At 69.9% G+C, this 12,700-nt stretch carries 13 protein-coding genes; 3 read left to right on the top strand and 10 right to left on the bottom strand.

Features of this window, described 5'->3' with window-relative positions; translation table 11 throughout:
• Positions 1-5 precede the first annotated feature (5 nt).
• Genes trpD through trpE form a run of 6 tightly spaced genes read right to left on the bottom strand, consistent with a single transcriptional unit; the run spans position 6 to position 5,236 of the window.
• On the bottom strand, positions 6-1,031 hold the full coding sequence (trpD, locus tag QTI68_RS05170) for an anthranilate phosphoribosyltransferase (protein WP_286520065.1): 1,026 nt from the start codon (positions 1,029-1,031) through the stop codon (positions 6-8).
• 19 nt (positions 1,032-1,050) lie between these two features.
• Complete coding sequence (locus tag QTI68_RS05165) at positions 1,051-1,707, bottom strand: LysE family translocator (protein ID WP_286520064.1); 657 nt, start codon at positions 1,705-1,707, stop codon at positions 1,051-1,053.
• Positions 1,700-2,758: a low-specificity L-threonine aldolase gene (gene ltaE, locus QTI68_RS05160; RefSeq protein ID WP_286520063.1), complete on the bottom strand. Its 1,059-nt coding sequence runs from the start codon at positions 2,756-2,758 to the stop codon at positions 1,700-1,702. Before ltaE ends, QTI68_RS05165 begins: the two co-directional genes overlap by 8 nt.
• Positions 2,759-2,763: 5 nt before the next feature.
• Positions 2,764-3,348 carry an aminodeoxychorismate/anthranilate synthase component II gene (locus tag QTI68_RS05155; protein ID WP_286520061.1) on the bottom strand — a complete coding sequence of 195 codons (585 nt, stop codon included), beginning with the start codon at positions 3,346-3,348 and terminating at the stop codon, positions 2,764-2,766.
• Positions 3,345-3,737, bottom strand: a complete 393-nt coding sequence (locus QTI68_RS05150; protein WP_286520060.1) for a GxxExxY protein — start codon at positions 3,735-3,737, stop codon at positions 3,345-3,347. The genes QTI68_RS05155 and QTI68_RS05150 overlap by 4 nt, the downstream gene beginning before the upstream one ends.
• A complete protein-coding gene (gene trpE / locus QTI68_RS05145) occupies positions 3,734-5,236 on the bottom strand; it encodes an anthranilate synthase component I (RefSeq protein WP_286520059.1) in 1,503 nt (500 codons plus the stop codon). Before trpE ends, QTI68_RS05150 begins: the two co-directional genes overlap by 4 nt.
• A gap of 283 nt (positions 5,237-5,519) precedes the next feature.
• Between trpE and QTI68_RS05140 the strand changes: the two genes are divergently transcribed.
• Positions 5,520-6,113: a chalcone isomerase family protein gene (locus QTI68_RS05140; RefSeq protein ID WP_286520058.1), complete on the top strand. Its 594-nt coding sequence runs from the start codon at positions 5,520-5,522 to the stop codon at positions 6,111-6,113.
• Here the strand turns inward: QTI68_RS05140 and gph are convergent.
• Positions 6,074-6,790: a phosphoglycolate phosphatase gene (gph, locus tag QTI68_RS05135; RefSeq protein ID WP_286520057.1), complete on the bottom strand. Its 717-nt coding sequence runs from the start codon at positions 6,788-6,790 to the stop codon at positions 6,074-6,076. The genes QTI68_RS05140 and gph overlap by 40 nt on opposite strands.
• A 48-nt stretch (positions 6,791-6,838) precedes the next feature.
• Complete coding sequence (locus QTI68_RS05130) at positions 6,839-7,522, bottom strand: LuxR C-terminal-related transcriptional regulator (protein ID WP_286520056.1); 684 nt, start codon at positions 7,520-7,522, stop codon at positions 6,839-6,841.
• A 252-nt stretch (positions 7,523-7,774) separates the two neighbouring features.
• Between QTI68_RS05130 and QTI68_RS05125 the strand changes: the two genes are divergently transcribed.
• Positions 7,775-9,124, top strand: coding sequence for a DotU family type IV/VI secretion system protein (locus tag QTI68_RS05125; protein ID WP_286520055.1), 1,350 nt, complete (start codon positions 7,775-7,777; stop codon positions 9,122-9,124).
• Between the two features lie 6 nt (positions 9,125-9,130).
• Here QTI68_RS05125 and fusA read toward each other — a convergent pair whose 3' ends face one another.
• The gene (gene fusA / locus QTI68_RS05120; RefSeq protein WP_286520053.1) at positions 9,131-11,191 is read right to left on the bottom strand and encodes an elongation factor G; all 2,061 of its coding nucleotides are present in this window, start codon (positions 11,189-11,191) and stop codon (positions 9,131-9,133) included.
• Between the two features lie 101 nt (positions 11,192-11,292).
• Between fusA and QTI68_RS05115 the strand changes: the two genes are divergently transcribed.
• Complete coding sequence (locus tag QTI68_RS05115) at positions 11,293-11,685, top strand: hypothetical protein (protein WP_286520052.1); 393 nt, start codon at positions 11,293-11,295, stop codon at positions 11,683-11,685.
• Positions 11,686-11,698: 13 nt separating this feature from the next.
• On the opposite strand, the gene QTI68_RS05110 is transcribed toward QTI68_RS05115, so the two are convergent.
• Positions 11,699-12,700, bottom strand: coding sequence for a phosphate/phosphite/phosphonate ABC transporter substrate-binding protein (locus QTI68_RS05110; protein ID WP_286520051.1), 1,002 nt, complete (start codon positions 12,698-12,700; stop codon positions 11,699-11,701).

The raw sequence follows: 12,700 nt of genomic DNA, 5'->3' as shown, positions 1-12,700 counted from the left end.
CCTCCTCAGGCGGCCGCGGTGGCGGCAGCGAATTCGGCCAGCTTGGCCTTGGCCGCGCCGCTGTCGAGCGCGGCCCGGGCGCGCTCGACGCCGGCGGCGATCGAATCGCTGACGTTGGCCGCGTACAGCGCGGCGGCGGCGTTCAGCACGACGATGTCGCGCGCCGGGCCCGGCTGGTTGTCGAGCACGTCGAGCAGCATCGCCTTCGACTGCTCGGGGGTCTCGACGCGCAGGCTGCGGTTGCTCGACATCGAGAAGCCGAAGTCCTCGGGGTGCAGCTCGTACTCGCGGACCTCGCCGTCCTTCAGTTCGCCGACCATGGTGGCGGCGCCGAGCGAGACCTCGTCCATGCCGTCGCGGCCGTAGACCACCAGCGCATGCTCGGCGCCCAGGCGCTGCAGCGCCCGCACCTGGATGCCGACCAGGTCGGGGTGGAACACGCCCATCAGGATGTTGGGCGCGCCGGCCGGGTTGGTCAGCGGGCCGAGGATGTTGAAGATGGTCTTGATGCCGAGTTCCTTGCGCACCGGGGCCACGTTCTTCATCGCCGGATGGTGGTTCGGCGCGAACATGAAGCCGATGCCGACATCGGCGATGCACTTGGCGATCTGCTCGGGCTTCAGGTTGATGTTGATGCCCAGCGACTCGAGCACGTCGGCGCTGCCGGACTTGCTGCTGACGCTGCGCCCGCCATGCTTGCTGACCTTGGCGCCGGCCGCGGCCGCGACGAACATCGTGCAGGTCGAGATGTTGAAGGTGTGGGAGCCGTCGCCGCCGGTGCCGACGATGTCGACCAGGTGGGTCGTGTCCTTGACGGGCACCTTGGTCGCGACTTCGCGCATCACCTGCGCGGCAGCGGTGATCTCGCCGATGGTCTCCTTCTTGACGCGCAGGCCGGTGATCAGCGCCGCCATCATCACGGGCGAGCATTCCCCGCTCATGATGAGGCGCACGATGTGCAGCATCTCGTCGTGGAACACCTCGCGGTGCTCGACAGTGCGCTGCAGGGCTTCCTGGGGAGTGATGGGCATGGTGTGTGTCTCTCTGGTTTCAGTGGGGAGCGGACGGTGCCTGCGGGGCGTCGGACAACGCAAGCCGCAGGCCGAAGCCGACGAACAGCGCACCGGCGCCGCGCTGCAGCCAGTGCATGCCGCGCTGCACCAGGCCGACGCGGCGCGCGGTCCAGCCGGCCGCGAGCGCCCACGCCACGTTGACGAAGATCGCATTGAAATTGAACAGCACGCCCAGCAGGAAGAAGGCGAGTGCCTTGTCGTCGGTGCCCGGCGCGATGAACTGCGGCACGAAGGCCAGGAAGAACAGCGCCACCTTGGGGTTCAGGGCGTTGGTCCAGAAGCCGCCGAGGAACACGCTCCTGGCGCTCGCCGGGCCGGCCGCTTCCAACGCCGGCGCGGCCTCGGAAGCGCGCGAGAACAGCATCCGCACGCCGACCCACAGCAGGTAGGCCGCGCCGACCCACTTGAGCACGGCGAAGGCCGTGCTGGAGGCGGCCATCAGGGCGCTCAGGCCCAGCGCCGCGGCAACGATGTGGACGAAGCAGCCCGCCGTGATGCCGAAGCCCGCGAGGATGCCGGCGCGCACGCCGGAACGCAGCGAATGGCTCACGATGTAGAGCACGTCGGGCCCCGGCGTGAGGTTCAGCAGCAAGCCGGCGGCGACGAACAGCAGCAGCGCGTGGGCGTCAGGCATGGAAGAAGCTCCGGATGGCGCCGATGGCGCGGTCGATGCCGGCCGCGTTGACGTCCAGGTGGGTGGCGAAGCGCAGTCGGTAGAGGCCGGTGGCGAGCACGCCGTGTTCCTTCAGGTGGGCCAGCAGTTCGGCCGAGCGCGAGCGTGCCGCGCCGGTCAGGTCGACGAACAGCAGGTTGGTCTGCGGCGCCTCGACCTGCAGGCCGTCGATGCCTTGCAGGCCTTGCGCCAGCCGCTGTGCCAGCGCATGGTCGTCGGCCAGGCGATCGACGTGGTGTTCGAGCGCGTAGGCAGCGGCCGCGGCCAGCACCCCGGCCTGGCGCATGCCGCCGCCCGCCATCTTGCGGATGCGGTGGGCGCGCGCGATGAACTCGCGCGAACCGCACAGGGCCGAGCCGACCGGCGCGCCCAGGCCTTTGCTGAAGCACACCGACACGCTGTCGAAGCAGCCGGCGATCCGGCGCGCCTCGGCGCGCGCGTCGGTGCCGAGCGCGGCCGCCTGGGCGGTGGCCGCGTTGAAGAGCCGGGCGCCGTCGAGGTGGCGCGCCAGTCCCTTGCGCTGCGCCAATTCCGTGGCCTGCTCCACGTAGGCGAACGGCAGCAGCTTGCCGCCCAGCGTGTTCTCGAGCGCCAACAGCCGGGTGCGCGCGAAGTGGGCGTCGTCGGGCTTGATCGCGGCCTCGATCGCGTCCAGCGCCAGCGTGCCGTCGGGCTGGTGGTCGAGCGGCTGCGGCTGCACGCTGCCGAACACCGCCGCGCCGCCGCCTTCCCAGCGGTAGCAGTGCGCCTGCTGGCCGACGATGTATTCGTCGCCGCGCTGGCAGTGCGAGAGGATCGCGCAGAGATTGCTCTGCGTGCCGGTGGGCACGAACAGCGCCGCCTCGAAGCCCAGCATCTCGGCGATCTGGCGCTGCAGCGCGTTGACGCTGGGGTCGTCGGCGAAGACGTCGTCGCCGAGCGGCGCCGCGAGCATGGCTGCGCGCATGGCGTCGGTCGGCTGGGTCACGGTGTCGCTGCGCAGGTCGACGACCTTGGACGAGGGATGGCTCATTGGCGTCACTCCAGGAAGTTCTTGAGCATCGCGTGGCCATGCTCGGTAAGGATCGATTCGGGGTGGAACTGCACGCCTTCGACACGCACCGCATGGGCGAAGCCGGTGTGGCGCACGCCCATGATCTCGCCGTCGTCGGTCCAGGCGGTAAGCGCCAGGGTCTCGGGGCACGAGGCGCGCTCGATTGCCAGCGAGTGGTAGCGGTTGACGCTGAACTTCTCGGGCAGGCCGGCGAAGACGCCTTCGCGCGTGGTCGTGATCTCGCTGACCTTGCCGTGCATCAGCTGCTGGGCACGGATGATCTTGCCGCCGAAGGCGGCGCCGATCGCCTGGTGCCCGAGGCACACGCCCAGAATCGGCAACTTGCCCGCGAAGGCCTGGATCGCCGCCACCGAGACGCCGGCCTCGGCCGGCGAGCACGGCCCCGGCGAGACCACCAGCCGGTCGACACCGCCGGCGATGCGCGCCTGCAGCCCCTCGAGCGTGATCTCGTCATTGCGATGCACCTCGACTTCGGCGCCGAGCTCGCCGAAATACTGCACCAGGTTGTAGGTGAAGCTGTCGTAGTTGTCGATCATCAGGAGCTTCATGGCTTGACTCCGATCCGGTGCACGCCCTTGACCACCGGGAACACGTTGAAGTTGATCAGAAGGCCGAGCCGCAGCCCCGACAGCCGCACGGCGGCCTGGGCCTGCGCGCGGTGCAGGTCGGTCAGCGCATCGACCGCCCTGAGCTCGACCACCACCGACTGCTCGACCACGAAGGCGGCGCGGCAGACTTCGCCCAGCGAGCGGCCCTTGTAGCTGGCGTCGACCGGCACATTGCGCTGGAAACCGATCTCGCGCTCGGCGAGTTCGATCTCGAGCGCGGCGGCGTAGACCGCTTCGGGAAGGCCGGTGCCCAGGACCCGCTGCACCTCGACCGCGGCGCCGATGATCTCGTGCGAGAAGTCGTTGTTGTTGTTGTCTTCGGTGCTCATTCCAGGCCTTCCTCGACCAGCTCGGCGGCGCGCAGCAGCGCCCGCGCCTTGGCCTCGGTCTCTTTCCATTCGAGTTCGGGCACCGAGTCGGCCACCACGCCGGCCGCGGCCTGCACGTGCAGCATCTGGTCCTTGACGATGCCGGTACGGATCGCGATCGCGACGTCCATGTCGCCGGCATAGCTGATGTAGCCGCAGGCGCCGCCGTAGAGGCCGCGCTTGGTCGGTTCGAGCTGGTCGATCAGCTCCATCGCGTGCACCTTGGGCGCGCCCGTGAGGGTGCCGGCCGGGAAGGTGGCCTTGAGCACGTCGATCGCGGTCATGCCGTCCTTGAGCGTACCTTCGACATTGCTGACGATGTGCATCACGTGGCTGTAGCGCTCGACCGCGAAGGCCTCGGTCACCTTCACCGTGCCGGTCTTGGCGATGCGGCCGATGTCGTTGCGCGCCAGGTCGATCAGCATCACGTGCTCGGCGCGCTCCTTGGGGTCGTTGATGAGCTCGACCTCGGCCGCCTTGTCGAGTTCGGGCGAGGCGCCGCGCGGCCGGGTGCCGGCGAGCGGGCGGATCGTGATCTTCTGCTCGCCTTCGCCGGTGTGCTCCTGCCGCACCAGGATCTCGGGCGAGGCGCCCACCACGTGGAAATCGCCCAGATGGTAGTAGTACATGTAGGGCGACGGGTTGAGCGACCGCAGCGCCCGGTACAGCGACAGCGGCGACTCGGTGTAGCGCTTGCTGATGCGCTGGCCGACCTGCACCTGCATGAAGTCGCCGGCCGCGATCAGCTCCTTGGCGCGCTCGACCGCCGCCAGGTAATCGGCCTTGGCAAAGCTGCGCTGCGCCGGGTGCGGCTGGCTGGCCTTCACCTGCGGCGCGCTGACCGAGTACTTGAGCTGGTCGCGCAGTTCGCGCAGCCGGCGCTTGGCGTTGGCATAGGCCTCGGGCTGCGACGGGTCGGCATAGACGATCAGGTAGAGCTTGCCCGAGAGGTTGTCGATGACTGCCAGCTCCTCGCACTGGAGCAGCAGGATGTCGGGGCAGCCCAGGGTGTCGGGGGGGCAGCTCTTCTCGAGCTTCTTCTCGATGTGGCGCACGGTGTCGTAGCCGAAGTAGCCGGCCAGGCCGCCGCAGAAGCGCGGCAGGCCCGGACGCAGCGCCACCTTGAAACGCTGTTGGTAGGCCGCAACGAAATCGAGCGGGTTGCCGTGGACTTTTTCCACGACTTTGCCGTCCGTTACAACCTCCGTCAGGGCGTCGGCGCCGAAGCCGCTGGCCCGCAGCAGCGTGCGCGCCGGCAGGCCGATGAAGCTGTAGCGGCCGAAGCGCTCGCCGCCGACCACGGATTCGAGCAGGAAGCTGTGCTTGCCGCTGTCCTTGGTGTAGGCCAGCTTGAGATAGAGGGATAAAGGCGTTTCGAGGTCGGCAAAGGCCTCGACCATCAGCGGGATGCGGTTGTAGCCCTGCGCGCTGAGGCTCTTGAATTCGAGTTCGGTGATCACGGGTGGGGTCTCCGTCGGCCAACGGACGCTTCGATGGTCGCTGGCGGGGTCATTCTGGTTGGCCGGTTCAGGTGAACTGAAGGCCGCGGGCGCACGGCGTGCGCCGTGCAATCAAACAGGCAACGACGATGGCGTGCGCCAAGGCCAGGCTCCCCGGCTGCCTTGACCTGTCTGAGTGACGTTGTGAATGAACATGGAATCGGGAGTTTAGCCCAGGGACAAGGCACATACAAAAAGATACATTGGGGCTCTTTAAAAATCCTTGCGGCCCACGGAGACCCTGATGCCTTCCTTCGACCTGCGGCGCGTGCTCGCGCTGTCCACCCTTGCCCTCGCGTCGCTCGCGGCATCGGCCGCCCAGGTCGATGTCGCGGGCGTGAAGCTCGACGACCAGATCGACCTGCGCGGCAACAAGCTGCTGCTGAACGGCGCCGGCGTGCGCTACAAGGCCGTCTTCAAGGTCTACACCGCCGGGCTCTACCTGGGCAAGAAGGCCGACACCGTCGAAGAGGTGCTGGCCGCACCGGGGCCCAAGCGCGTGACGATCACCATGCTGCGCGACATCGATGCCAACGAACTCGGCAAGCTGTTCACGCGCGGCGTCGAGGACAACTCGCCCAAGAGCGAAATGTCGCAGCTGATCCCCGGCCTGCTGCGCATGGGCCAGATGTTCGCGGACCAGAAGATGCTGAAGGCCGGCGACGGCTTCACGGTCGACTGGATCCCGGGCAGCGGCAGCCTGGTCACGGTGCGCGGTGTGCCGCAGGGCGAGCCGATCAAGGAGCAGGCCTTCTTCAATGCGCTGCTGCGCATCTGGATCGGGCCGTCCCCGGCCGACTACAAGCTGAAGGACGCGCTGCTGGGCAAATCATCCTGAGCGCTCAATTCGAGCAGCGAGTCGACGAAACCGTCAGCGTCCACGCCACGCACCGGCTCGCCGTGGTTGTAGCCATAGCTGACCAACACCACCGGGCAGCCGGCGGCGCGCGCGGCCTTGGCGTCGTTGCTCGAGTCGCCCACCATCAGGGTGCGCGCCGGCAGCGTGCCCAGCGCCTCGCAGGTCTTCAGCAACGGCAGCGGGTCGGGCTTCTTGCGCTCGAAGGCATCGCCGCCAAAGACCTGCACGAAGTAGCCGTCGAGGCCCTTGGCGGCCAGCAGCGGCAGCGCGAAGGCGGCCGGCTTGTTGGTCAGGCAGGCCAGGCGCAGGCCCCGCACCCGCAGCGCCGACAGCCCGTCGGCCACGCCTGCGTAGACCCGGGCATGCGCCCCGTTGATCGCGAGGTAGTGATGTTGATAGCGTTCCCAGGCGCGTTCGTAGAGCGCCGCGGCGCCGCCGACATGGCGCAGCACCGACGCGATCAGGTGCTCGGAACCCTTGCCGACCATGGCCTCGACAGCCGGCGCGTCGACCGCCGCCAGCGACAGGTCGCGCAGCATGAGGTTCAGGGCGGTGACGAAATCGCCGAGGGTGTCGACCATGGTGCCGTCGAGGTCGACGATCGCGGCGTCGAAGCGGGAAAGGTCGATGGGTTGAGGTTTCACGCGCCGGATCATAGGGGTCCGGCGACAGCAACGATGCGGGAATGCCGCACGCGCCCCGATTCAAGCCTCGGTGACAGTCTGGGCCGCGACCACCGCCTCGGTGCGGTTGCGCACGTTGAGCGCGCGGAAGATCGCCGCCAAGTGGATCTTGACCGTGCCTTCGCTGATGCCGAGGGCGCGGCCGATGAGCTTGTTGGGCTTGCCCTGCGACAGCAGCTGCAGCACCTCGACCTGGCGTTCGGTGAGCACGTTGCGCAGGTGCTCGAGCGTCTGGGCCGCGGCGGCACCCGATCCGCGCTGGGCACCGTCGGCGGCGCCGACGCCCGGGATGCCGGCGACCACGCCGGGCGGCAGCGACGACAGCATCATCGGCGGCACGTAGACGCCGCCAGCCAGCACCAGCCGCACCGCCGACAGCATGACCTCCGGCGAATAGGCCTTGGGAATGAAGCCGAGCACGCCGCGCTCGAGCACGCTGCGCATCACGGCCGGGTCTTCGTAGCCCGACAGCACGATGACCGGCACGGCCGGCAGGCGGCGGCGGACCTCGTCGATGTGGGCCTGGCCCTCGGCACCGGGCATGTTCAGGTCGATCACGGCCAGGTCGAGGTCGTCGCTGGCGCTGGCGAGCAACTCGTCGACGCTCATGGCCAGGACGAAGTCGATGCCGGGCTCTAGCTCCGACAGCTTGGCCTTGACCGCCTCGATGACGAGCCGGTGGTCGTCGGCGATCAGGATTTTCATGGCTTTCCCCAGCGACTTGGATGGATACGGGCCCGCCGACGATAACGGTGAACGAGACGCGCATCAAGGCGGATTTCGTTCCCCGAACGACATAGCTCCCAAGCGATATGGCGCCGGCGCGCAGCGATGACGGAATATTTCGCATCCAAGAACGAGCGGAGACAAGGGCATGTGCCAACGATGCAGGCGCAACCGCAGGGCTCCGATCGCCAGCCACGCCCCGGCGTGAACAAGCCTGGCCGCGAGGGCTGAATGGCTCGCCTGCTCGACACTTTTTCCAGCTTCGTGTCGTTCGGGCTCGGCCTCGATGCGTCGATCGCGGCGGGCCGTGCCGAGCCTGGCTGCGAGAGCGCCCGGCAGCAGGCGCTGGACCTGCTGGAAGAGGCCCGGGTGGCGGCCCTGGCGCTCGGCCGCCCGGCCGCGGCGGTCGAATCGGCCCGCTTCGCGATGGTCGCCTGGATCGACGAGGTTCTGGCGCGCCACCCCGGCTGCAAGAACGCGGGCGGATCGCCACTGCAGCTGCGGCTGTTCAATTCCAGCAATGCCGCCAGCGAGTTCTTCCATCACCTGTCGACGCTCACGGCCGGCGACGACAACGAGGTGCGCGAGGTCTACTGGCGCGCGCTGGCGCTCGGCTTCAAGGGCCAGTACTACTTCGAGAACGACGACAGCGGCGAGCTCGGCAAGCTCAAGGCGCTGCACGCCGAGCAGCTCGCGCTGCAGCCGGCGCCGATCGACGGCCCGGCCCAGGCCTCCATCGCGCCGCAACCCGATCGCCTTCCCGACCCGCCCGGCCCGCCCAGCCCGCGCGATCCGAGCGATCCGCTGTGGCGCCGGCGCGCGCTGCTGCGCGTCGGCGGGGCGCTGGCGCTGCTGGTCCCGCTGGCCTACGCGCTCTGGTTCATGTTCGCGGGGCCGAGCGAAGCGCCGCTGACGCTGGCCCAGCGCATCGACCTGCAACTCCAGGCCTATGCCTGCGCGGACCTGTCCGCCACGGTGGCGCCCGATGGCCAGGCGCGGGTGCAGGGCTTCGTCTCGAACGCCGAGGAGATGGCGCAGGTGCAGCACGACGTGCGCGCCCTGCCCGGGGTCAGCGCCGCGGCGTTCGACCTCCAGCTGCGGATCTGGCCGCACTGCGAGGTGCTGGCCCTGCTGAAGCCCTACCAGGCGCGCAACCGCGAGCTGGCCCTCGGGCTGGCGATCGCCACGCCGACGGCACCGACGGGCCGCCTGCGGGAAGGCGACCGGGTCCTGATCGAGGTCACGAACGCGCGGCGCGACGGCTACCTGTGGGTCGACTACTACACGGCCGACGGCGCCGTGCTGCACCTCAACGCGGGGCCGGTGCAGCTGCGCCTGACCGCCGGCGAGACCATCGAGCTCGGACGCGACATCCCGTCGAGCTGGCTCGCGGCGCCACCCTTCGGCACGGTGCTGGTGACCGCGCTGTCCTCTCCGATGCCCTTCGGCCAGGCGTCGGAGCGGCCGCCCTTCGAGCTGGCCTCGGCCTACCTGCAGCGGCTGCGCGAATCGCTGGCGGTGGGCGAATTCGGCGCCCGCGCGGTGGCCGAGATGGTGTTCCTCGAAACGGTGCCGCGCTGAGGCGGCTCAATCGTCGTCGCGCACGCGATGCTGCGCGGTCAAGGTCTGCTGGGTGCCCGGCGGCACCGCCTCGTAGTGCGACAGCACGATGGTGTAGCGGCCCTGGCCGCTGGTCATGGCGTTGAGCCGCGACTGGTAGCTGGCCAGCTCCGACATCGGCACCTGGCCCCGGACCACGACCGTGCCGGCGCCGCCGTTCGCGGTGCCCGTGACCAGCCCGCGGCGCGAGGACAGGTCGCCGGTGACGTCGCCGATCGCGTGATCGGGCGCGGCGATCTCGATCTGCACGATCGGCTCCAGCACGATCGGTCGCGCCGCCCGGATGGCGGCCATGAAGGCCTTGCGTCCGGCGGTCGCGAAGGCGATGTCCTTGCTGTCGACGCTGTGGTGCTTGCCGTCGTGCACCACCACCCGGACGTCGACCACCGGGTAGCCGGCGATCGCGCCCGACGCCAGCACCTCGCGCACGCCCTTCTCGACCGCCGGGATGAACTGGCCAGGAATCGCGCCGCCCTTGACCTCGTCGGCGAACTCGAAGCCGCTGCCGCGCGCCAGCGGTTCGATGCGCAGGAAGACCTCGCCGAACTGGCCGGCGCCGCCGGTCTGCTTCTTGTGGCGGTGGTGGCCCTCGGCCGGCGCGGTGACGGTTTCGCGATAGGCGATGCGCGGCGGCCGGGTCTCGACCTCGAAGCGGTAGACCTCGCGCAGCCGCTCGAGCATCACCCGCAGGTGCAGCTCGCCGAGGCCGTAGATGATGGTCTCGTTGGTGGCCACCACGTGCTCGACCCGCAGGCAGGGATCTTCGGCGACCAGCTTGCCGAGGATTTCCCAGGCCCGCTGTTCGTCGCCGTGGCGCTTGGGCTCGACCGCCAGGCCGTGCACCGGCACCGGGAAGGCCAGCGGCGCCAGGTGCACGTGGTCGTCCTCGGCGGCGTCGTGCAGCACGGCGTCGAAGTGGATCTCGTCGACCTTGGCCACCGCCACGATGTCGCCCGGCAGCGCCCGCCCCACCTCGACGTAGTCCTTGCCCTGCAGCATGAACAGGTGGCCGACCTTGAAGGGCTTGCGGCCGTCGCCGACATAGAGCTGGCTGTCGCGCGTGACCGTGCCCTGGTGGACCCGGAAGATCCCGAGCTTGCCCACGTAGGGGTCGACCGTGACCTTGAAGACATGCGCCAGCACGTGCAGCGACGGGTCGGGCCGGGCCTGCATCGGCTCGGCCGCAGCGCCCTCGCCGAGCAGGAAGTCCGGCGGATTGGCTTCGGTCGGATCGGGCAGCAGCTTGACGACAACGTCGAGCAGCTCCGTCAGGCCGGCGCCGTTGCGCGCCGAGACGAAGCAGACCGGGATCAGGTGGCCTTCGCGCAGCGCCTGCTCGAGCGGCGCGTGCAGCTCGGCGGCATCGACGTCGCCCTCGGACAGGTAGCGGTCGACGAAGGCCGCATCCACCTCGACCACCTGCTCGACCAGCGCCCGGTGCGCGTCCTCGACGCTGCCGATGTCGGACTGCCCCTCGCGGTTGAAGAAGCAGTCGACGACCTGCGTGCCTCCCGCGGCCGGCAGGTTGAGCGGCAGGCATTCGCGCCCGAAGGTCGACTGGATCTGCGCCAGCAGGCCGTGCAGGTCGACGCCCTGGGTGTCGATCTTGTTGACGATCACCATCCGCGCCAGGTGCCGCTCGGCGGCATAGGCCATCATCCGCAGGGTCATCGGCTCGATCCCGGTGGCCGCATTGACGACCACCGCCGCGGTCTCGACAGCTTCCAGGGCCGGTAGGCTCTGGCCGAGGAAGTCGGCGCCGCCGGGCGTGTCGATGAAGTGGACCCGGGTGCCGGCGTGCGTCAGGTGCATGACCGAGGCATTGAGCGAGTGCTGCATGCGGCGCTCGAGGGGATCGTGGTCGCTCACGGTGCTGCCGCGCTCGACGCTGCCGCGGGCGCCGATGGCACCCGCCTTGTGCAGCAGGGCCTCGGCGAGCGAGGTCTTGCCGGCGGCGGAGGCGCCGACGAGCGCCAGCGTTCGCACCGCTTCCATTTCGGCCGTCTGGCCGTTCGTTCGGCTTGGCATGGGCTGTCTCCTCGGCGCCTGGGCGGCGGCCCAGCGTACGGGATCGGCCGCTCCGATGCAAGCCGGACGCGCCAGCCGCCGCTTGCCGGAGAATGTCGGCCATGGGACCGCCGATCGCCTCCACCCCCGACAGCACGGGCTACCAACGCCGCGAATTCATGGTCGTCAAGATCCCGGTCGTCGAGGACGTGGACGACCGCTGGCACCAGCGCGAGGAACGCATCGACCAGGCGCTGCGCGCCGACGGGCTGGGCTCGGTGCTCGGCTGGGGCGACTCGCTCGGGGAGCCGACGCGGCGCGGCCGGCGCCGGGTCGCGTTCACCCGGGTCGACATCGACATCTCGGACATCGCCGCCGGACGGGCCCTGCTGCAGGCGACGCTGCCGGCGATCGGCGTGCCGCCGGGCACCGAGATCCACTACTCGATCGCCCGTGTCCGCTTCGCCGACATCTACGCGCCGCCGGAATGGCTGCTGGAGCGCCCGCAGGACTAATCCAGCAGGCCGACTAATCCTGCAGGGCGGCGACCTGCTCCGCGTAGGCGATCTCGATGCGCTGCAGCCGGGCCTGGCGCGCGGCCTCGCTGACCCACTGCGCGTTCAGCGCGCTCTGCCGGGCGAGCTGGTATTGCAGCCGGGCCGCCGGCAGCAGCGCCTTGTTGTCGGCGGCGACATAGCCCAGCGACGCCCGCAGCGACTTGAGGACCTCGCGCTGGGCCTCGGCGCGCGGACCCCGCCCGCGCCCGTAGGCCACCAGGAAGGCGCGCAGCTTCTTCTGCAGTTCGAGCGGCGCGTCGCTGCGCACCAGCACCTGGGCCGGCGGCGTCGGCTCCGAGTGCCAGATCACCTGCAGGCGCTCGGCCTCGGTCGGGAACTGCGCGCGGAAGCGCTCGAAATCGGTGGTGTTGTTGGTCGCCACGTCGGCGTCGCCGTTGGCCACCGCCAACGCCGTGGTCTGGTGGGTGCCGACGATCTCGCTCTTGAAGCGGGTCTCCATCGCGATCCGGTTCGGCAGGAAGAGCTGGACCTGCGGCAGGATGAAGCCCGACACCGACCGGCTGTCGCCGCGCGCCAGGCGCCATTGCTCGGGCCGGGCCAGCAGGTCGGCGAGCGGGTCGGACGGCCCGTCCTTGCGCACCAGCAGCACGGCGCGGTGGTCCGGCGTGCCGCCATGCCGCTCGACCTGGGCCAGCACCACCATGCGGCGCTGGGTCACGGCATCGAGCGCGAGCTGCGCCGACAGCAGGCTCAGGTCGACCTGGCCCCGCCGGATGGCCTCGCCGAGCGCCTCGTAGGTGGTCGCCGAATGCACCGTCACGGGCCGGCCCAGCGCACGGCTGAGCTCGGCCAGCAGCGGGGTCCAGCTTTCGCGCGACTCGACCATGCCGCCGACCGGCAGCACGCCGAAGCGCAACTCGGTCGGCGCGGTCTGCTCCGCGGCAGCGGCGTGCCAGCCGAGCGCAGCGGCCAGCGCCACGCCCGCGATCGCCAGGGCGCCTCGTCTCAGCAT

Origin of the sequence: Variovorax sp. J31P207, assembly GCF_030316965.1 — a bacterium.
Lineage (GTDB): Bacteria > Pseudomonadota > Gammaproteobacteria > Burkholderiales > Burkholderiaceae_C > Variovorax > Variovorax ginsengisoli_B.
This window is presented reverse-complemented; position numbering and strand designations above follow the sequence as displayed.